General features: G+C 66.8%; 21 protein-coding genes. 8 read left to right on the top strand and 13 right to left on the bottom strand.

Annotation, left to right across the window (positions count from 1 at the left end):
- Positions 1-14: 14 nt before the first annotated feature.
- The 6 genes from EV191_RS13650 to EV191_RS13625 form a co-directional block, all read right to left on the bottom strand.
- Complete coding sequence (locus EV191_RS13650) at positions 15-572, bottom strand: YbaK/EbsC family protein (RefSeq protein WP_132877422.1); 558 nt, start codon at positions 570-572, stop codon at positions 15-17.
- 29 nt (positions 573-601) lie between these two features.
- The gene (locus EV191_RS13645) at positions 602-895 is read right to left on the bottom strand and encodes a DUF2516 family protein (RefSeq protein ID WP_132877421.1); all 294 of its coding nucleotides are present in this window, start codon (positions 893-895) and stop codon (positions 602-604) included.
- A gap of 95 nt (positions 896-990) precedes the next feature.
- Positions 991-1,740 carry a hypothetical protein gene (locus EV191_RS13640; RefSeq protein ID WP_132877420.1) on the bottom strand — a complete coding sequence of 250 codons (750 nt, stop codon included), beginning with the start codon at positions 1,738-1,740 and terminating at the stop codon, positions 991-993.
- Positions 1,741-1,791: 51 nt separating this feature from the next.
- Entirely contained in the window at positions 1,792-2,232 is a 441-nt protein-coding gene (locus EV191_RS13635; RefSeq protein ID WP_132877418.1) for a helix-turn-helix domain-containing protein, read from the bottom strand.
- Positions 2,233-2,302: 70 nt separating this feature from the next.
- Complete coding sequence (locus tag EV191_RS13630) at positions 2,303-2,938, bottom strand: P-loop nucleotide/nucleoside kinase family protein (RefSeq protein WP_243658948.1); 636 nt, start codon at positions 2,936-2,938, stop codon at positions 2,303-2,305.
- 87 nt (positions 2,939-3,025) lie between these two features.
- Positions 3,026-3,424, bottom strand: coding sequence for a TFIIB-type zinc ribbon-containing protein (locus tag EV191_RS13625; RefSeq protein WP_132877691.1), 399 nt, complete (start codon positions 3,422-3,424; stop codon positions 3,026-3,028).
- Positions 3,425-3,653: 229 nt separating this feature from the next.
- On the opposite strand from EV191_RS13625, the gene EV191_RS13620 reads away from it, so the two are divergent.
- From EV191_RS13620 to EV191_RS13610, 3 genes are read left to right on the top strand one after another with little or no spacing between them, the layout of a single operon-like run.
- On the top strand, positions 3,654-4,418 hold the full coding sequence (locus tag EV191_RS13620) for an SDR family oxidoreductase (RefSeq protein WP_132877416.1): 765 nt from the start codon (positions 3,654-3,656) through the stop codon (positions 4,416-4,418).
- A 33-nt stretch (positions 4,419-4,451) separates the two neighbouring features.
- A complete protein-coding gene (locus EV191_RS13615; RefSeq protein ID WP_132877415.1) occupies positions 4,452-5,783 on the top strand; it encodes an MFS transporter in 1,332 nt (443 codons plus the stop codon).
- Between the two features lie 22 nt (positions 5,784-5,805).
- Positions 5,806-7,509 (top strand): helix-turn-helix domain-containing protein, encoded by a 1,704-nt coding sequence (locus tag EV191_RS13610; RefSeq protein ID WP_132877414.1) that lies wholly within the window; start codon positions 5,806-5,808, stop codon positions 7,507-7,509.
- A 24-nt stretch (positions 7,510-7,533) separates the two neighbouring features.
- Here the strand turns inward: EV191_RS13610 and EV191_RS13605 are convergent, their stop codons facing one another.
- Complete coding sequence (locus EV191_RS13605) at positions 7,534-8,448, bottom strand: LysR family transcriptional regulator (protein WP_132877413.1); 915 nt, start codon at positions 8,446-8,448, stop codon at positions 7,534-7,536.
- A gap of 73 nt (positions 8,449-8,521) precedes the next feature.
- On the opposite strand from EV191_RS13605, the gene EV191_RS13600 reads away from it, so the two are divergent.
- On the top strand, positions 8,522-9,676 hold the full coding sequence (locus tag EV191_RS13600; RefSeq protein ID WP_132877411.1) for a M24 family metallopeptidase: 1,155 nt from the start codon (positions 8,522-8,524) through the stop codon (positions 9,674-9,676).
- A gap of 8 nt (positions 9,677-9,684) precedes the next feature.
- A complete protein-coding gene (locus tag EV191_RS13595) occupies positions 9,685-10,872 on the top strand; it encodes a mandelate racemase/muconate lactonizing enzyme family protein (RefSeq protein ID WP_132877409.1) in 1,188 nt (395 codons plus the stop codon).
- Positions 10,873-10,879: 7 nt separating this feature from the next.
- Here EV191_RS13595 and EV191_RS13590 read toward each other — a convergent pair whose 3' ends face one another.
- The 4 genes from EV191_RS13590 to EV191_RS13575 form a co-directional block, all read right to left on the bottom strand.
- The gene (locus EV191_RS13590) at positions 10,880-13,165 is read right to left on the bottom strand and encodes an ABC transporter permease (RefSeq protein ID WP_132877407.1); all 2,286 of its coding nucleotides are present in this window, start codon (positions 13,163-13,165) and stop codon (positions 10,880-10,882) included.
- Positions 13,162-13,851: an ABC transporter ATP-binding protein gene (locus tag EV191_RS13585; RefSeq protein ID WP_132877405.1), complete on the bottom strand. Its 690-nt coding sequence runs from the start codon at positions 13,849-13,851 to the stop codon at positions 13,162-13,164. The genes EV191_RS13590 and EV191_RS13585 overlap by 4 nt, the downstream gene beginning before the upstream one ends.
- Complete coding sequence (locus EV191_RS13580; protein WP_132877403.1) at positions 13,848-14,372, bottom strand: PadR family transcriptional regulator; 525 nt, start codon at positions 14,370-14,372, stop codon at positions 13,848-13,850. The genes EV191_RS13585 and EV191_RS13580 overlap by 4 nt, the downstream gene beginning before the upstream one ends.
- A gap of 69 nt (positions 14,373-14,441) precedes the next feature.
- Positions 14,442-14,816, bottom strand: a complete 375-nt coding sequence (locus EV191_RS13575) for a VOC family protein (RefSeq protein WP_132877690.1) — start codon at positions 14,814-14,816, stop codon at positions 14,442-14,444.
- A 155-nt stretch (positions 14,817-14,971) separates the two neighbouring features.
- On the opposite strand from EV191_RS13575, the gene EV191_RS13570 reads away from it, so the two are divergent.
- Positions 14,972-15,409: a CGNR zinc finger domain-containing protein gene (locus EV191_RS13570; protein ID WP_243658967.1), complete on the top strand. Its 438-nt coding sequence runs from the start codon at positions 14,972-14,974 to the stop codon at positions 15,407-15,409.
- 28 nt (positions 15,410-15,437) lie between these two features.
- On the opposite strand, the gene EV191_RS13565 is transcribed toward EV191_RS13570, so the two are convergent.
- Entirely contained in the window at positions 15,438-16,001 is a 564-nt protein-coding gene (locus EV191_RS13565) for a hypothetical protein (protein WP_132877399.1), read from the bottom strand.
- 124 nt (positions 16,002-16,125) lie between these two features.
- On the opposite strand from EV191_RS13565, the gene EV191_RS13560 reads away from it, so the two are divergent.
- Together EV191_RS13560 and EV191_RS13555 are read left to right on the top strand one after the other, a co-directional pair.
- Positions 16,126-17,265: a sensor histidine kinase gene (locus tag EV191_RS13560; protein ID WP_132877397.1), complete on the top strand. Its 1,140-nt coding sequence runs from the start codon at positions 16,126-16,128 to the stop codon at positions 17,263-17,265.
- The gene (locus EV191_RS13555; RefSeq protein ID WP_132877396.1) at positions 17,262-17,921 is read left to right on the top strand and encodes a response regulator transcription factor; all 660 of its coding nucleotides are present in this window, start codon (positions 17,262-17,264) and stop codon (positions 17,919-17,921) included. Before EV191_RS13560 ends, EV191_RS13555 begins: the two co-directional genes overlap by 4 nt.
- Positions 17,922-17,931: 10 nt before the next feature.
- On the opposite strand, the gene EV191_RS13550 is transcribed toward EV191_RS13555, so the two are convergent.
- Positions 17,932-18,774, bottom strand: coding sequence for an ABC transporter permease subunit (locus tag EV191_RS13550; RefSeq protein ID WP_132877395.1), 843 nt, complete (start codon positions 18,772-18,774; stop codon positions 17,932-17,934).
- Positions 18,775-18,873 lie beyond the last annotated feature (99 nt).

Here is an 18,873-nt window from a genome sequence, read left to right as displayed (position 1 = left end):
GTGTCGCCTAGGAATCACTCAGGGATGGGTATGGCTAGCCCGTCAAGCACCTCGGCCCCTGGCAGCTCAGCCAACTGCGCCCCGGTGACAAGCAGTTTGCTACCCCGGATCCCACTGCCGATCACCAGCTCGGGCGCCTCGGCGACCGCGCTGTCCAGCAGTATCGGCCACCCGTCCGGCAGCCCGATCGGGGTGATCCCGCCGTAGGCCATCCCGGTCAGTTCCACCGCGGTGTCCATCGGCGCGAAGGACGCCTTACGCACATCCAGCCGCTTGCGCACCACGCCGTTCACATCCGCCCGTGTCGTGGCCAGCACGAGACACGCCGCATAGCGCAGTTCACCGCCTCGCTTACCGGCGACCACCACGCAGTTCGCCGAGGCAGTCAGCGGGGAGGAATAGGCCGCGCAGAATTCGGCGGTATCGGCAAGCTCCGGGTCGATCTCGGCTACCCCGACCTCGCCAGCGGTCGCGAGATCCGCAAGCGCCTTGCCGACCGGATCGGCGAGCAGGGCAAGATTCTCGGTCGCCGGCACGACCCGCAGGCTGCCCGCGATGTTCCAGGTGCGCATACCGCCAAGGCTAACCAGCGGTCAGCGGCTCACCATCGCTGGCCGCGCTGCACCTCGTTCAGCTTGGGCCGCACGTCGACGATGTACACGAGCACCGCGACCAAGCCAGCGATCCAGAACATCATGCCGATGTTGTGAAAGCTGAACAGCAACAACGCCGCGGTCCCACCGCCGGTAATGCCCAGCCAGGCGGGTTTGGTCATCCGATCCGCGGCCGTGTAGGCGTCCGCCCGCTGCACAGCGGCGTTCACGAACGCGAATACGCCGACCGGCAAGGCGAGCCAGTCGATGACCAAGACGATCAACCTAGCGAGTTCTGGCACTCCTCCAGCCTACGTGTGGCCACCCCCCGGGGACCACACGGAGGCCTGCCCGGCGCGCACACGGCGTGCCGGGCAGGGCCCAACCACCGCCCCGATCAGTCCGTTGAGTCGGTCTTGGTGCCGGTACCACTGGCCTTGCGACCGTTGTTCGTCTTGCTCTGCGTCGCGCTCTGGCCAGTGGACTTGCCGCCGCTGGCCTTCTTGGTGGTACTCCCGGTGCCGCGCGGCGCCGTCTTGTTCGCCGCCTTACGGCTGACGCTACGCGCCTCTTCGGCCATATCGTCGCCGAAGTCCTCCACCTTCTCGGCGGTCTCGCTGGCCACCTGCTGTACCCGCCGCGCGGTCTTCTCGCCGGCGGAACGGGTGCGCTTGGTGACCTTGCCGAGTACGTCCTCAGCCAGATCCCGCGCGTCGTCGGCCGCGTTCTCCACCCGCCCCTGGGCGGTGTGGATGGCCTCCTCCAACTGATCAAGGGCCTGCTTGACCTGCGGCTGAGCGGACAGCTTCGTCCATGCCTCCTCGCCCTGCTCGGCCAGCCGGTTGTACAGCTTCACCGCGGCGTCGGTGTAGTCCTCGATCAGCCTGCGCAGCTCATTCGGGTCCAGCCGTTCGCGTAGCCCCTCGGCATCCGAAGGCAGGTCATCCAGCGTCTTACGGGCCGCCTCGGTCCCCTCGTTCGCGCGTTCCTTGGCCTTTGCCACCACGTCCGCTACGGCCTGGCTGGCCAGGTTGCCCGCGCCGAGCGCGGCTAGCAGCGGGGTCCGCAGCTGCTCCATCGCGCCCTGCACGGCCGCGGTGGCCTGTTCGCGTGCCTTACGCACGTCCGCTCCACCTGGAAGATCCATCGGTTACTCACTCCCGGTATTGATCGCGTATCGGTTCGTCCACTTCGGCCTTCACTGGGCTTCCATATCGGACTGTCCAGGAGCATCAGAAGTGGTTCGGTCTTCAGCGTTTTCCCTGCGAAAGGATTCATAGACATCGAGCAGGATCTGCTTCTGTCGCTCGGAGAGCGCACTGTCGACGCGGATCGCGTCCACCACAGGGCCACCGATCGGTTCGTCCAGAATCCCCGCCTGCACGTACAGCGCCTCAGCGGAAATCCGCAGCCCCTTGGCTATCTGCTGCAGTATCTCGGCACTTGGCTTGCGCAGACCACGTTCAATCTGACTCAAGTACGGATTGGACACTCCGGCGAGCTTCGACAACTGCCGCAACGAGATCTTGGCGGTGTTGCGCTGCTGGCGGATGTAGTCGCCGATGTCGCGACCGAGATCGGCGACCTTGTCGATCGGCCCCGTAGCGCCACTCGTATCCGCTTCATGTACCGGATCCATCGGGTCACCTCCTCCCGGCACCGACAACGGTACGCCCGCTTGCTAGCTTTTGCAAGCAGTCTGCATGCACTTAGTCGTTTCGGGTCGCGAACCAGGACGTGACCTGCGCGAGTGTGTCGTCCACGGTGCGCTCGGTGGTATCCACCAGCGTCATATCGGGATAGACGGCCGGCGCTTCGGTACGCAGCCACTCGTTGAACTCGAGCGTCTCGGCGATCCGCTGCTCGTCCCACTCCCGCCAGGCCGGCCGCTGGCGCAGGCGTTCGGCAAGCACTGCCGAGTCGCAGACCAGTGCGAGATAGTGCACCGCGCCGAGCAGCACCCGCTCCGGGCGCTCTTCGATCTCCTCGGGGGCCACCGTGCCGCAGAGCACCATCGGCCGACCACTCTGGTTGATCATCGCGGCCAGCTGCAGCCAGGCCGCGCGGAACCTTGGGTGACCATCCGGCAGCTCACGCAACCCGGCCAGCCACAGCACATCCTGCTCGACAACCACGGCCTTGCCACCGAGGGCTTCCGGCAGCCGGCGGCAAACGGTGGATTTGCCCGTACCGCTTGGCCCGGTCACGCAGAACAGTGGTAGCCGGCGAAACTCGGCACGATGTCCACAATGGATGCACCAGAGCACGGCAGCTTCCGGTGCCTGCTCAGCCAGTCGCGGCCGCTCGGCCAGCTCGCCACAACCGGCGCAGATCAGCAGGTTCACCAGGCACCGCATCGCCCGGTTGACCGAGCACTCCCCACGACCGCAATCCTTGAAGATATTGCGGTCACGGGACGTGCCACTCGAACACTAGTCAAACAGCTCTTCCAGGAAGCTGCGCTTCTTGCGCTTGCGGTAGTGGCCACCATAGTGCGGCGAATCGGGATAGCCGTAGCCGCGCCCGTAGTGTGGCGGCGGGGAATCCGGCCGCCCGTGGTAATACGGCCGCGGCGAATCCGGCCGCCCGTAATGCCGGGTCGGCGGCGGCGCCTGCGGCGGCCGCGCTGGCTGCGCTTGTTGCCCCGGGTACCCGGGCTCGGGCTGGTAAGGCGGCGGCTGCGCGGCGGCGTAATGCTGATTCTCGGCATTGGCGATCTGCTCCAGCTCGCCGCGGTCAAGAAAGATTCCGCGGCAGCCTTCGCACTGCTCGATGTGCACGCCGAGGCGGTCGACGACCTTCATGAGATTCTGGCACTTGGGGCAAATCACGGACCCAAGCCTACGCAGGTCGCGCCAGTCGAGCACGGGTGGCGGGTATCCCCATTCGGACCTGACGAACTATGGCTGCCCACCACATGGCCACCGCTGCGAAACCAACCTAATGTCCAAGTCCAGAAATGTGCGGATACGCCCGTTTCGATCCAGCCGAAATATGGCCAGACATACTTTTTGTGCGAATCGCGTATTCGGCGATATCCGGATTCCGAGGTGGTCGGCGATGACCCGCATACCCAGCACCGTTGACCTCAGCGGCCGGCGCGCCCTGATCACCGGCGGGGCCAGCGGTATCGGTAGGGCATGCGCGAACTGGCTCGCTTCGGCCGGCGCCGTGGTGCATATCGTCGACAGGGACGCACCGAACACCACCGCCGCCGCGACCGAGCTCGGCGGCCATGCGCATATCGCCGACCTCGCCGATCCGGACTGCTTCGCTGACCTACCCGCCGAGATCGACGTGCTGGTGAACAACGCCGGCTTGCAGCACCTGGCCCCGGTGCACGAGTTCCCGCCGGATCGATTCCTGCTGCTGCAACGCGTGTTGGTGATCGCGCCGTTCCTGCTCATCCAGCGCTGCCTGCCGCATATGTACGCGGCTGGCTGGGGACGTATCGTGAACATCTCGAGCGTGCACGGGCTACGAGCCAGCGCTTACAAGGCCGGCTATGTCACGGCCAAACACGGTCTGGAAGGGCTGAACAAGGTCACCGCGCTTGAAGCCGCACCGCACGGCGTGACCAGCAACTGTGTCAATCCCGGGTATGTCCGCACCGCCCTCGTCGAGGGGCAGATCGCCGAACAGGCGGCCAGCCACGGCATCCCGGCCGAGGACGTCGCCGAACAGGTCCTGCTGCACCGGTCGGCGGTCAAGAGCCTGATCGAGCCGGAACAGGTCGCCGACCTGGTTGGCTGGCTGTGTGGCCCGTGGGCCGCGCACATCACCGGCGCCAGCCTGGCCATGGACGGTGGTTGGTCGGCCAACTAGTACCCGCACACCGATCTCAGCGTGGAGGTTGTGATGTCCCGAACGGACGGCGGTAAAAGTGATTCGATCGGCCGGGTTGTCTGGGCCAGCCTGATCGGCACGACTATCGAGTGGTACGACTTCTTCCTGTACACCGCTGCCGCGGCACTGGTGTTCAACACCGTGTTCTTCCCGACCGGTGATCCCCTCACCGGGACGCTGCTTGCCTTCGGCACCTACGCGATCGGGTTCATCGCGCGACCGCTTGGCGGGTTGGTTTTCGGCCACTACGGGGATCGACTCGGCCGCAAACGACTGCTGGTGATCAGCCTGCTGATGATGGGCGTGGCCACCGTAGCCATCGGACTGCTGCCGACCTACGCCTCGATCGGTGTGGCCGCACCGATCCTGCTGACCTTCCTGCGGCTGGTGCAAGGCTTCGCGATCGGTGGCGAATGGGGCGGCGCGGTACTGCTGGTCGGTGAGCATGGCGACGACCGCCGCAGGGGCTTCTGGACATCCTGGCCGCAGGCCGGCGTACCGGCTGGCAATCTGCTCGCCACCGCGGTTCTCGCGGTGCTCGCCGCCGTGCAGACCGACGCGGCGTTCCTGTCCTGGGGCTGGCGGATCTCGTTCTTGCTCTCCGGGCTACTGGTGATCATCGGACTGTGGATTCGCCTGGCCGTAGCCGAATCGCCGTTGTTCCTCGAAGCGCAGGAGCGGGCCAAGCAGCAGGCCGGCTCGGCGCGTGCCCCGATCATCACCGTGCTCAAGGAAAGCTGGCGGGAAGTCCTGATCGCTTCCGGTGCCCGGATGGCGGAAAACGCCTCGTACTACGTCATTACCGGTTTCTTGCTGGTCTATCTGACCCAGGCGCTCGACCTGGACCGCTCGCTGGGGCTGAACGCCGTGCTGATCGGTTCAGTCGTGCACCTGGCGGTCATCCCGCTGTGGGGTGCGCTTTCCGACATCATCGGTCGCCGCGCGGTGTACCTGTTCGGCGCGATCGGCGTCGGCGTATGGGGTTTCCTCTTCTTCGCCATGCTGGACACCCGCTCGTTCGGCATCATCACCCTTGCCACCACGCTCGGGCTGGTGCTACACGGTGCGATGTACGGACCGCAGGCCGCGTTCTTCGCGGAGCTGTTCAGCACCGGAGTGCGCTATTCCGGCGCATCGATCGGCTACCAGCTGGCGTCCATCGTCGCTGGCGGGCTCGCCCCGTTGATCGCGACCGGGTTGCTCGCCGCCTTCGACGGCACGCTGGCGATCTCGCTGTACATCGGTCTGGTCTGCCTGATCACGGTCGTCGCGGTATGGGCAGCGAAGGAAACGCGCGGCATTTCCCTGCGCGAACCAGAAATCGGTGACCGTTCGGAAGTTTGACCCTCGCCATTCGGGGCAGCCAATGACACTATGGCAGGCCATGGACAGTGCCGCGCACGCGTTACGGCAGCTGCTCGACACGGCACGGGACCTGGCTCGGCTACGCGATCCAGACGCGGTGCTGCGGTCGATCGTGCACCGGGCCCGGATGTTGCTTGCCGCGGACGTGTCGTATCTGAGCATGAACGACAGCGCCGGCACGCATACCTACATGCGCGTCACCGACGGCTGCACCTCCGCGGTGTTCCAGCAACTGCTGATCGGGATGGGCGAAGGACTCGGCGGCAAGGTGGCGCAGTCCGCGCTGCCCTATGCCGCCACCGACTACCTGGTGGATGAGCGGTTCCGGCATACCGAAACCATCGATGCCGCGGTACGCGATGAGGGACTGACCTCGATTCTCGGGGTGCCGCTTTCCCTTGGTGGCAGCATCATTGGCGTGCTGTACGCGGCGGATCGCAGTACCCGAACGTTTTCCCCCGAGGAGGTGGCGCTGCTTTCCTCGTTCGCCGATCATGCGGCGATCGCTATCGATAACGCCAAACTGCTGGAAGAGACCCAGCGCACGCTCGCCGAGCTGAACACGGCGAACGAGGTGATCCGCGCGCAGAACGAGGCGATGCAGCGGGCCGAACAGGCACATGACCAGTTGACCGAACTGGTACTGCGAGGCGCGGACGCGCCGATGGTGGCCGCCGCGGTCGGCGAGGTACTTGGCGGCGGGATCGTGTTGCACGATGTGTATGGCGTGGAGCTGGCCAGGGTCGGCACCCCGCCGGTCGTCCCCGATCCGGAGGTGGTCGCCAACTCCCGCGGCGCCGGCCGCGCGCTGCGCACCGGCGGGGATTGGGTATGCGCGGTACTCGCCGGCGGTGAACAGCTTGGCAGCCTGCTGCTCACCGGTCGCGCCGATCTGTCCAATGCGGACCGCCGGTTGTTCGAGCGCGCCGTGATGGTCACCGCGTTGCTTTTGCTGCTGCGGCGTTCCGTAGCCCAGGCAGAGGATCAGGTTCGGGGTGAGCTGCTCACCGACCTACTCACCGCGCCGGATCGTAGCCCTGCCGCGCTGATCGCCCGCGGTCAGCACCTTGGCGTCGATCTCACGACACCGCACGCGGTGCTGATCGCGCACTGTGATGAGGTTCCGCGCGGGCGGCTTGCCGTGGCCGCGGCCGAGCATGCCGAACTGGTCGGCGTGCATGCCGAACAAGTGGTGCTGCTCGCCGAGGAGCGCGAACCGGGCCCGTTCGCCGAGAAACTGGCCCAGCTGCTCGGCGAACGGCTGGCGGGCACGGTGACGGTTGGCGCCGCTGGGCCCGCCGCAGGGCCAGTCGAGTTGGCGGCGGCGCATGCCGAGGCGGCGCGGTGCCTGCGGACGCTACTCGCGCTTGACTGGCACGGTCGGGGCGCGGCCCTTTCCGGGTTGGGCTTCGTCGGGCTGTTACTTGGCGGCCAAGCCGATATCCGGGGCTACGTGCAGACGACGATCGGGCCGGTGCTTGACTACGACGCGCGCCGCGGTACCGAGCTGGCGCGCACGATGCGGGCGTACTTCGCCGCGGGCACTCAGCTGACCCGCACGAAGGATGTCTTGCACGTACATGTGAACACCGTGGTGCAGCGGCTGGAAAGGGTGGCGAGCCTGCTTGGCAAGGACTGGCAGGCGCCGCAGCGGGCGCTGGAGATCCAGCTGGCGCTACGCCTACATCACCTGGCCGACACCTGATCGCGTTCTTCAAGGTTAGCGACCTCAGCCGAGGATGGACTCGGCCGCGCGACGTAGCGCGGCAAGCAGTGCCGCGACGGACGGTACCTCCGCGCTGCCCGCTCGTACCGCCGCGAATACCGTCCTGGTCAGCCGGGGTTCGACCACCGGGTACAACCGAACCTCCGCGGCGACCGCCTCCACGGCGAGGCGTGGCACCAGTGACACCCCAAGGCCGGCTCGGACCAGCGCGAGGATCACCGTGTAGTCGTCACAGGTGTACGCGAGGTCCGGGACGAACCCGGCAAGCCCGCAGGCCCGTTCCAATGTGTCCCTTAGCGCCATGTCACTTTTCGGTGCGACCCATTGCTCGCCCCGCAACTCCGGCAGGGCGAGCTCGCCATCGGCGTTCGGCTCGAGCACGCTCTCCTTTGGCAGCGCGACGAACAACGGCTCTGTCCCCAATGGAATCACGGTGACCCCGGGGTCGGTGACTCCCGCGAGCAGGTTGTACTCATGGACCAGCGCGACGTCCACCCCGCCGGACTTGAGCGTGCCGAGCGCTTCCGGTGTCTCCCGCTCGGCCAGCCGGATCCGCAGGTCCGGATGCCGGACCCGGCATTCGGCGAGCGCGTCGGGCACCAGCGTGCCAGCAGCGGTCGCGAACGCGGACAGCCGAAGCACACCGGAAACCGAACTGGTCAACGCGCTCACCGCCGCCTTGGCCTGCTCGAGCTCGGCCAGGATGCGTTCGGTGTGCCTGACCAGCACCCGCGCCGCCTCGGTGAGCACGAGCCCGCGCCCATCGCGCAGCAGCAGCTCCGCGCCCACCTCACGCTCCAGAATGGACAACTGCTGGGACACCGCGGACGGCGTGAGGGAACAAGCCGCGGCCGTCGCGGCCACCGTGCCGTGCACGGACAGATCGCGGAGCAGGCGCAGCCGGCGCACTTCGTACATGTAGAAAAGCTAACCGCCAACCGCAGAAATCGTCACTGGTGCTAACGGTGGATTCGCCCGCACCCTGGGTGCCATGCACACCGATCAGTTGACCGCCACGCCAGCGGCCGCTGAGTACGGCGCTCGGGTCGGCCTGCTCAGGGCGAGGATGACCGAGCAGGGACTATCCGCCGTACTCGCCACGAGCCCGGAGAACATCTACTACCTGACCGGCCTCGACCACCTTGGCTACTTCGCGTTCAGCGTGCTCATCGTGCCGGCCGAGGGCCAGCTGACCGTGGTGACCAGGGAGATGGAGCGGCCCACGATCCGCGCCCAGCTACCGGAATGCCGGCACCTGACCTTCGGCGACGGCACGGACCCGGCCGAGGCCACCGGCATGGCGCTCGCCGGGTTCGGTAACGGGGCACGTGTCGCGGTGGAGGAATCCGCGATGTTCTTTCCACCGGCGGTACACGCGCGGCTGCTACGCGGCCTGCCCGAGCTGTGTTGGACCGACAGCACCGCGCTACTCAGCGAGCTACGCGCGCGAAAGACCGACGCCGAGCTGACCCGCATCCGCCGTGCGGCCGCGGTCTCGGACGCCGCCATGCGAGCCGGGATCGACGCTGCCGGCGTGGCCGTGCCGGAGCGTGCCGTGGCCAGCGCGGTGCACGGTGCGATGTATCGCGCTGGCGGCCAGCAGCCGGGGTTCGCCCCGCTGATCCGCCCGTTGCGCATGCTCGATCAGGAGCACGTCTCCTGGGGTGACCGCGAACTGGTCGAGGGCAGCGGGTTGTTCCTCGAACTGTCTGGCTGTGTCGATCGCTATCACGCGCCGCTCAGCCGAACTATCTACATTGGACACATTGAACCGGCAGCCGAAGAGGCACACGCCCGTGCGCTCGCCGGGCTGGCTGCCGCCCGCGCGGCGCTGCGTCCCGGTGTACTGACCGGCACGGTGTACGCGGCGTGGCAACGCGCCGTCGGCGCGCCCGGTGCGGCCGCGCTGCGCCATCACTGTGGCTATCTGGTCGGCATCGGCTTTCCGCCGAGCTGGGTCGGCGGCGGGGAGGTACTTGGTATCCGGCCCGATGGGCAGACCCCGGTCGCCGCCGGTATGACGTTTCACCTGATGTCCTGGGTGACCCAGCCCGTCGGGCACGTCGTCTCGGACACCGCGCTGGTCACCGAGCATGGCGCCGAACTACTGACGACCGTAGGCCGAGAACCGATCGTGGTGAGGTGAACAACCGGATGAAGATCACGAAACTGCAGCCGACCGTGGTAGCGGTGCCCTATCGATCCGAGGAGGTGTGGGCCTTCGGCCGCCGGCGCGGGCAGATCAGTGTGCTCCTCGAAGTGAGCACGGATGAAGGGCTGGTCGGTATCGCCGAGGCCGCGGCCTATCCTTCGGTGGATATCGTCCTCGCGGTGCTGGACAGCATCGAACCGCTGGTGCTCGGCGCGGACCCGTTCGAGATCGAACGGCTGATTCGCCGGATCGATCTGGTTGGCACCTGGCACCACGTCAGGGCCACGAATCCGGCGATCGCCGCCGTGGAGATGGCCTGCTGGGACATCGTCGGCAAGGCGTGCGGGCAACCACTGGTGAACCTGTTCGGCGGCCGGTTCCGCGACGAGGTGGAGTGCTTCTACTACGTGGCGCGCGCGGACCCGGACGAGGTAGCCGCGGAGGGTCGGCGTGCCGCCGAGCACGGATTCCGCACCTGCTACCTGAAAGTCGGTGCTGGCGATCCACGAACGGATCTGGACCGCCTCGCCGCGTTGCGTGATGGAGCCGGCGAACACATCGGTATCCGGGTGGACGCGAACGAGGCATGGGCGCCCGGCACTGCGGTACAACTGATCAAGGAGATGCAGCGGTACGGCTTGGAACTGGTCGAACAACCAACCTCGGGGCGAAACCTGGCTGAGCTCGCTTACGTGCGCTCCAGAGTGGACACTCCGATCCTGGCGAACGAGTCCAGCTGGACCAGGTATGACCAGCTGTCGGTGATCCGCGCGGGCGCCGCTGATGTGCTTTCGGTGGACAACCAGATGGACGGCGGTTTGCTGAACCTGAAACGGTCCGCTGGCCTGTGTGAGGCTGCCGGGTTGCCGGTCGTCAAGCACAGTCTCGGTGAACTGGGCGTGGCACTCGCCGCCGCCGTGCACGTGATCGCGTCCACGCCCAATTTCCGGTACGCGAACCAGGCCTATGGCGCCAATCTGGCCGATGACGTCACACTCGGCTATGGCGGCGGGATCGAATCCTATTCGGACGGCTGCGTAGCGGTGCCGACCGAACCGGGTATCGGTGTCCAGCTGGATGCGGATCGGGTAGAGCGCTACGCCGAGCTGTACCGCGCGGAGGGCGCCGCGTTCGCTTTCCACGACGACCAACCACGCGGCGAACAAGCCCCTGCGCTACCCAAACGTTAGACAGCCATTACTCGGCTCGCAGCGCGGCCAACCGGGTCGCCGAGCGCAACGCTGGATAGGTGCCGGCGGTAACCAGCAGCACAAGCAATACCGCCGCACCACCCAGTGTGCCGAGCATCGACCAGTCAAGCACCATCGGCGCATCGGCCACCCCGAGCACGAGCCGGGCGAGCAGCAATCCGGTGCCCACCGCCAGTACCCCGCCGATCCCGATCGGTACCGCGTTCTGCCACAGCAGCGACCTGGCGAGCACGCCACGGGGGACGCCGCTGGCACTGAGCACGGCGAACACCCTGCGCCGTTCCTTCACCTGCTCGATCGCCAGCACCAGCAAACTCACGCCAGCCAGCAGGATCAGCAATCCGGTACCCGCGTACAGCCCGGCCCTTACCGCCGCCGTCGAATCCTCGCCACCCTGTTCGGCGCCGAAAGTGATGCTCGCCCGCCAGTCCAGCGGGGCCAGTGCATTGCGTACCCGGTCAACCGCCTCGGGATTGGGGGAGATCAACTCGGCCCGCACCGTCCGCGCCTGCCCGCTCAGGTCCACCCCGGCAAGTGCGCCGGGCGTCGCCAGCAGTTGAGCGGTCGTGGCCGTGCTGGCGTCGCGTGGCCGCGCCGCGCCAGCGCTTTCCGGAACCGTCCATTGCGGAGAGTCGGCCGTGCCCCGCTCGCCCAGTGCGACAAGCTGCCCGGTGGATCCTGCCGGAACCTCCGTCCCGGCAACCTGGAACACCGCGCCGTCCCGGCAATCTGGCAGCTGGAACTCGAGCCGCAGCGTCTGGCAGTCCGCCACATACAGGCCGGTCGAGTGCTGTCCGGAGAGGTACACGTCGTAACCCGAACGCACCCGTTCGACGTCCACCGATTCGCTGAGCAATCGCTCGGCCAGCGCACCGTCCTCGGCATAGCCGGTTACCTCAACCTCGTCCTGGTTGCTCGCCGCGGCCGGACTGGTGCCAACCACACTGTCCAATCCGGCCATGCTGGTTTGCAGGCCAACCACGCCAGCGAGCACGACGACAATACCGGCGACCACCCGCGCGGGCGTGCCACTGTCCAACTGCAACCGGCGGCTGGCCAGCTGCCAGGAAGGGCTCCCGCCGCGGACTCGGGCCATCACCCGCTCGATCACCCATGGCAGCAGGACCGGAACCGCGACAAGGAAAACGACCGCACCGAACATGGCGGGTGGGACCGCGCTGTCCGGATCGTCCTGCACCGAAGCCGTACCGAGCAGCCCGACTCCGAGCACGAGCAACCCCAGCCGCCACCAGAGCCGCCGCTGAACCGGTTTCGCCCTGCGTAGCACCCCGAGCGGTTCGATCACCGCGCGGCGCATACCGAACACCGCCGTCGCTACCGCGAGCAGCGGAATCGCCAGCACGATCAGCAGAACCAGGTACCACGGCGGCACGATGTCGGCGGGAAACATACTGCGCCCACCGAGTTCCAACTCCGGCGCGGCCTGCCTGGCCAGCAGGAACAGGCCGGCACCAAGGGCCAACCCAACCACCGAGCTGAGCAACGCCTCGGCCGCGGCGATCCTGCGCGTCTGCCGCCCATCCGCCCCAACCAGGCGCAGCGCGGCCAGGCTGCGATCGCGCTCGGCTCCGGCGATTCGACTGCTGGTTGCCACGAAGACGAACAGTGGCACCAACAGCACGACCGCACCGAGCGCGATCAGCAGCACGATCCCGTAGGCCAGGCCACCAGTTTGCGGCTGCCCGAAGCCGGGAACTTCAGCGCCGAGGGCAGAGCCGGCGATGCCCGTTGAGCCCGCGTAGAAGATGAGCTCGGTCGGTCCGGTAAGCCCTTCGTTGCCGATGGTCCCGACCACCCGTTCGTCGAAGCGGGGGCGCAGCGCGGCCCCCTCCGGTGAGTCGAGCAGCTCGGCCAGCGCGGGCGAGAGCACGATCTCGCCAGGCGCGGGGATCCTCGCGAGTCCGGGCGGTACCGGCGGGTTCGCGCCGGTCACTTCGAAGTAATCGCCCTCGATAAACCGGCCTTCGAAGGTCGTACCGCCGGCTGCCGCGTACAGCCGGGCATCCTCGGCCGCGGTGGCTGGCGCGGGCAAGCGGGCGAAACTGCGGTCGTCCTGCGCGGTCAAGCCAACGTTGAGCCCCGCGGCGATCAGCAACAACGCGACCGCGAGCCCGATACCGAATGCGCTCAGACCAAGACGGAGGACACTCGCCCGGAGAGTCCGTGCTCCCCCGACCGCAAGCCGGATTCCCAGGGCGAGGTCTCCCCACCAGCGCCCGTTTCGGGCACCGTATCTCGATTCGGCGTTCATCGGCTGAACTCCGTCTGCCGTACCTTGCCGTCCCGGACCGTGATATCCCGGTCGGAGAAGGCTGCTACCCGCGTTTCGTGTGTGACGAGCACGACCGCCGCGTTGGTATCCCTGGCCGCAGCGACCAGCAGCTCGAGCACCCGCTCGGAGTTCAGCGAGTCCAGCGCCCCGGTCGGTTCGTCGGCGAATACCACCTTGGGCCTGGTCACCATCGCCCGAGCGACCGCGACCCGCTGCCCCTGGCCACCGGAGACCTCTCCTGGCCGCTTGCCCGCGACCGTGTCCACGTCCAGCCGGGCCAACCATTCTCGCGCGATCCGCTCCGCTGCTTTGCGGCGTTGCCCGGCAAGGCGCAGCGGGAGCGCGACGTTCTCCACACAGCTCAGCTCCGGCACCAACTGGCCAAACTGGAACACGAAACCGAACTCGTCGCGACGCAGCGCGCTACGCCGATGGCCGGCAAGCGCCGCAAGATCGATACCCCGATAGCTGACCGTGCCGGCATCCGGGAGCAGGATGCCCGCCATACAGTGCAACAGCGTCGATTTGCCCGACCCGGACGGTCCAAGCACGGCGAGCACTTCGCCGGCGCGAACGGTCACCGATGCGCCATGCAACGCGGTGGTTTCCCCGAAACTCTTGTGTAGTTCAACGGCCTCCAACACCGTCTCGGTCGCGCCGGTCATATCCGCACCCGCTCGGTCAACTCGTCCAGCCGGGCAGCGGTCAGCTCCAACCAGCGCAGATCAGCTTCCAGGTGGAACAACGCGTGATCACAGATCAACGCATCGGCGAGGTCGCCACCGGTTTTGCGTTTCGTCAGTTCCCGCATCTTGGCAAGATGCGCCGCGCGCTGGGTATCCAGTAGTTCGGCCGCGCCGCGCCCGGACAACAGGGCGAGGACCACTTTGGTGTAGAGCGTGTTCTGCAGATAGCTGCTCGGGCTTTCCGGGCTGGCCAGCCATTTTTCGATATCGGTGATCCCGGCGTCGGTAATGGCATAGCGCTTGCGTTCCGGACCGTCGCCGGCCTCTACCCCAGCTTCGCTGACCAAGCCATTGCGCAACAGCCGCTGCAGGGTCGAGTACACCTGCCCGTAGTGCAGTGGACGCTCCGCACTGAACCGTTCGTCATAGGCGCGCTTCAGGTCATACCCGTGCCGGGGCCCGCTTTCCAGTAGCCCGAGCAAGGTGTTCGCGATCGACATGAGCGCGACTATACATCGAGTGTATAGCTGACGTCTATACACTCGATGTATAGTCACTGACCAGGTGCTTTAGCAGGCGCAGAGGCAGAATGGATGCCCAGCAGGGTCGAGGAAAACCCGGAAGGTCGGGCTCTCGACCGGCCCGTCCACCGGCTTGGCGCCGACCGCCACGGCATGCTGCTGAGCGGCATCCAGATCGCGCACCGCGAAGTCCAGGTGCAACATCTGCGGCCGCGGCCCCGCCGGCCAGGTCGGCGGCTGATAGTCCGCGGCGTACTGGAAAGCGAGATCCATCCCGCCGTCCGGATTGGCCAGCTGCACCCACTCGTCATCGGAACCGGCGGTAATCGCTGACTCCCAGCCAAGCAGCTTCGCGTAGAAATCCGCGAGCTCCCAGGGCGCGGGGCAGTCCACCGCGATGACATCGAGTTTGGGCAAAGCTATCTCGGACACGGCGTACCCCTTCGAAGTCGGTAACTAGCAAACGAAGTATGCAGGTTATTCGCCAACCGGGCAACCACCTATTCGCTTACAGTGGTTTCGTGGCGAGCTGCACGGTCGACCGGGATATCCAGCTCGTCCTCGACTTCCTGAACACCATGGACGTCGAGGACGACACCGATGTGCTGCGCTCCGAACGCGACTGGCATGCCTGGGCGAACACACGGCAACTGCGGCCGAACCCGCTGCCCGAGGCCACGACCCTGCGCGCGGCCCTCCGCAACGCGGTTGGCGACCCGACCATCCCGACGCCCAAGGCGCCGACCGGGACGGTCCAGGTGGTGCTCGGTTCAGCAGGACCCGAGCTCCGTGCCGTGGACGTATGCGGCGCGGTACTCGCGGCCGCGAGCCGGTTGGTCACCCTCGATGAGTGGCCACGGGTGAAGATCTGCCCCGCCGATACCTGCCGCTGGGCCTTCTACGACCGCTCCCGCAACCGATCCCGCACCTGGTGCGCGATGCGTGTCTGCGGTAACCGGCAGAAGGCCCGCAACTGGCGCGCCCGCGGCACCAACCCCGACCCGCAAGATCCCTAGGAAATGCGGTCACCGAGGTGGCCACGAGCTACTTTCGGATCCGCCCGCCCGGCTTGTACACCGAAAGCAGGGTGGAGACCACCAGCCCGACCAGGTGGCCGATCGGCAGCAGCACGATCCCCCACTGCGCCGTGGCAAGCTCGGCCGACCCTGGCTGGCCGGCATGCGCGATCCCATCCGCGACGAATCCCGGCGTCAACACGATCGCGGCGGCCACCATGACGATCAGCAGCACGAACTTGATCAGCACCCAGTAGTACCGGAACAGGCCCCATTTCGTCCCGAAGGACAACACAAGCCCGGTCACCAGCGCACCGATCGCCGCTGGCCGACCGAGCACCACGCTGAGCAGTTCGACGAACTCGAACACGCCTCGCCGGATCGCGGTATTCGACTGTCCGAACGTGACCACCGCAAGTACCAGGCTGGTCGCGGACAACCCGACCCAGCCAACGGAAAGCAGTACGTGCGCGAACAACACCGCTTTCCGCAGGCTCGCGGACAGGCGACGACGCCGAGGGGCGGCGCCCGATCTGGTTGCGCGCCGGGTTCTCGCTGGCGCCGGCTCGACTACCTTGTCATCTACCAACATGCGTCGATTCTTTGCCGCGCGCGGGATTTACACGTCGGCGAGCGAGCGGCTCCGGTGTACGAAGATCTGCGTAGCCGCTGTCCGAATCCACCAAGAACCACGGCTCAGTTCGTAAGCTGAGCCGGTGACGGTCAGGACAAACCGAAGGGTCCCGTTCCGGCTGCCCCCGGTGCTAGACATCGGGATCGCGATCGGCGTGGCGATCTTCGTCGCAATCGGCACGTTCTTCGCTGCCGAACTACAACATCCCCAGCGCGAACCGGACACCCTGGGCATCGCGCTGGTCGTACTCACCGCGCTGTCGCTTGCTTGGCGCCGCCGCGCCCCGCAGCTGGTACTCGCCGCCTGTGTCGGCCTGCTCGCCGGTTACCTGCTGCTCGGCTACCCGTACGGGCCCATCCAACTGTGCATGGTCTTCGCCATGTTCGAGCTCGCCCGGCAACGGCCGGCGCGCGTCTCCCTGCGCAGCTGTGCCGCCGCGCTCGTCGGGGTGACCGCGGCGCTCGCGGCGAGCCGCTTGCTCATCGAGGGCACCGTGCCGGCAACGCTGCTCGCGGTGTGGACCGCATGGCTGATCATTCCCTGGTCGGTTGGCGCGCTGGTACACGTGACCCGCAGCGCGCGTATCCGCGAGCAACGCGAACTTGTTGCCCGCGCGGCGCTCGAGGAACGAATGCGGATGGCCCGCGAGGTGCACGATGTCGCGGGGCACGGCTTCTCCGCGGTCGCCATGCAGGCAGGCGTCGCACTACTGGTCTTCGACGAGCAGCCAGACCAGACACGACGCTCGTTGGAAGCGATCAAGGAAACCAGTGCGACGGCACTGACCGAACTCCGCACCATGCTGTCGTCTTTCCCGCATGGACAGTCCGAAGAGGTCGCACCACAAGGGCTCGACGATATCGATGCGCTCGCGCGCGGCGTGCGTGCCGGTGGGCTGGATGTTCGGTTGTCCGTACCGGATATCGACCTACCCGAAGATATCGGCCGCGCGGCCTACCGGATCGCGCAGGAAGCACTCACCAACGCGCTGCGCCATGCCGGTCCCGCCACGGCGGAGGTCACCGTACGGCTGGCCGATGAGGTACTTGTCGTCGAGGTTCGGGACAACGGCGTTGGCGCGCCGCGACTACAGCCGGGCCGTGGCCTGGCCGGGATGCGGGAACGCGTGGCCGCGCTTGGTGGCAGTATCTCGACCTGGTCACCGCCGGAAGGTGGTTTTATCGTATCCGCGAAGCTGCCACTAGGGGGAGGCGAGAAATGATCCGGGTGGTGCTCGCCGACGATCAAGCCGTCGTGCGGATGGGGTTACGGGTGCTGATTGACCGCGAGCCGGATATGACCGTGGTAGCCGAAGCCGAGGATGGGCAGGCAGCGCTTGGCCGAATCCGGGAGCACTCCCCGGATGTGCTGTTGCTGGATATCCGGATGCCGGGAATGGACGGGCTCGCGACGCTGCGGGCGATCAGCGACGATCCGGAGCTCGCGCGTACCAGGGTGATCGTGGTGACCACCTTCGAAGTGGACGAATACGTGTTCCAGGCGCTACAGACCGGGGCAAGCGGGTTCATCCTCAAGGATGTCGCGCCGGATGAGTTGGTGCGGGCGATCCGTGTCATCCACTCCGGCGAGGCACTTCTTTCCCCCTCGGTGACCAGGCGAGTGATCAGCCAGTTCGGCCGGGCACCGAGCACGGCCGGCGGCACCGTGCCGGGGCTCGACGAGTTGACCGAACGGGAAAGGGAACTCGTCGGCTGGGTGGCCACCGGCCGATCCAATGAGGAGATCGCCAGTGAGCTGTTCATCAGCCCCGCCACGGTGCGCACGCATATCGGTCGCGCCATGCTCAAGTTGCACGCCCGCGACCGCGCGCAACTCGTCGTCTTCGCCATCCGCGCTGGTTTGACCGTTCCGGACTGACTGGCGCGGATCAGTGCACATCGCGGCGGCGCAGCAGCACTCCGGCGAGCACCGCGAACACCACCAGGTAGCCACCCAGCACCAGCGCGGCGTGCGTCCCACCAACCGCATCGGTCACCCCTGGCGCGAGCGGAGCACGGCGCCCCGCACTCAGCGCGGAAACCAGCGATCCGGCATTGGTCGCCGGCAGGAAGCGCAGCGCCGCGTCGATCCAGTCCACGATGGAACCGAAGAGTCGCAACAGGTTCTCCAGTGCGAGTACCCACACGATGCCGATACCGACGGCAAGTGCGGTGCCACGCAGTACGATCCCGAGCAGCGCACCTGCCAAGCTCCACATTGCGCCGATCAGCCAACCGGCACCGATGCCAACCGCGATCTCACCAACCGAAGGCCAGCTGACCTGGCTGTCCGAGACAACCGCGACCACGAAACTGGCCACCGCGTTGATCGCGAAGGAACTCAGCAGTATCGCAAGCAGCAGCATGAGCAGCGCAACCAACTTCCCGGAAAGCACGGAAAGTCGCCGGGGCCCCGCGGTCAGCAGCAGTTTGACCGTGTCCCAGCCGTACTCCGAGCCGGTCACCAGCACGCCGAGCAGCAAAGCCAGCGCTCCGGCGAACATCGGCGCCGCTTGAATGGATGTGGACACCAGCTCGGCTGGCAAGGCGCCCGCCAACGCGGCCTGACCAGCCACCCCATCGGCATTCGGGCCGGTCGGTGTACCCCGCGAGCTGAGATAAGGGAACAGGTAACCAAACACCAGACTCAGCACCAGCCACAGCCCGCCAATCAACCAGATGGCCGACCGTTTGGCCTGTTTCAACAGGTCTGCACGCAAACTCGCGATCATCAGGCACCCCTAAGGTTGATCTTGTTCAGGGATTGATCGCCCTGACCGCCCAGAAGCGATGGGGCGTGGCTTATCGGGTACTGCCGGTCGTATGGCTCT

This window comes from Tamaricihabitans halophyticus, assembly GCF_004340875.1.
Classification (GTDB): Bacteria; Actinomycetota; Actinomycetes; order Mycobacteriales; family Pseudonocardiaceae; genus Tamaricihabitans; species Tamaricihabitans halophyticus.
The sequence above is the reverse complement of the archived record's forward strand: the minus strand, read 5'-3'. Positions and strand labels throughout refer to the sequence as shown.

Bases quoted from the DNA above. Each gene is read 5' to 3' on its own strand.
- EV191_RS13650 (WP_132877422.1), bottom strand. From the start codon at position 572: ATGCGCACCTGGAACATCGCGGGCAGCCTGCGGGTCGTGCCGGCGACC.
- EV191_RS13640 (WP_132877420.1), bottom strand. From the start codon at position 1,740: ATGGATCTTCCAGGTGGAGCGGACGTGCGTAAGGCACGCGAACAGGCC.
- EV191_RS13635 (WP_132877418.1), bottom strand. From the start codon at position 2,232: ATGGATCCGGTACATGAAGCGGATACGAGTGGCGCTACGGGGCCGATC.
- EV191_RS13620 (WP_132877416.1), top strand. From the start codon at position 3,654: ATGACCCGCATACCCAGCACCGTTGACCTCAGCGGCCGGCGCGCCCTG.
- EV191_RS13615 (WP_132877415.1), top strand. From the start codon at position 4,452: ATGTCCCGAACGGACGGCGGTAAAAGTGATTCGATCGGCCGGGTTGTC.
- EV191_RS13610 (WP_132877414.1), top strand. From the start codon at position 5,806: ATGACACTATGGCAGGCCATGGACAGTGCCGCGCACGCGTTACGGCAG.
- EV191_RS13605 (WP_132877413.1), bottom strand. From the start codon at position 8,448: ATGTACGAAGTGCGCCGGCTGCGCCTGCTCCGCGATCTGTCCGTGCAC.
- EV191_RS13600 (WP_132877411.1), top strand. From the start codon at position 8,522: ATGCACACCGATCAGTTGACCGCCACGCCAGCGGCCGCTGAGTACGGC.
- EV191_RS13595 (WP_132877409.1), top strand. From the start codon at position 9,685: ATGAAGATCACGAAACTGCAGCCGACCGTGGTAGCGGTGCCCTATCGA.
- EV191_RS13590 (WP_132877407.1), bottom strand. From the start codon at position 13,165: ATGAACGCCGAATCGAGATACGGTGCCCGAAACGGGCGCTGGTGGGGA.
- EV191_RS13585 (WP_132877405.1), bottom strand. From the start codon at position 13,851: ATGACCGGCGCGACCGAGACGGTGTTGGAGGCCGTTGAACTACACAAG.
- EV191_RS13580 (WP_132877403.1), bottom strand. From the start codon at position 14,372: ATGTCGATCGCGAACACCTTGCTCGGGCTACTGGAAAGCGGGCCCCGG.
- EV191_RS13570 (WP_243658967.1), top strand. From the start codon at position 14,972: ATGGACGTCGAGGACGACACCGATGTGCTGCGCTCCGAACGCGACTGG.
- EV191_RS13565 (WP_132877399.1), bottom strand. From the start codon at position 16,001: ATGTTGGTAGATGACAAGGTAGTCGAGCCGGCGCCAGCGAGAACCCGG.
- EV191_RS13555 (WP_132877396.1), top strand. From the start codon at position 17,262: ATGATCCGGGTGGTGCTCGCCGACGATCAAGCCGTCGTGCGGATGGGG.
- EV191_RS13550 (WP_132877395.1), bottom strand. From the start codon at position 18,774: ATGATCGCGAGTTTGCGTGCAGACCTGTTGAAACAGGCCAAACGGTCG.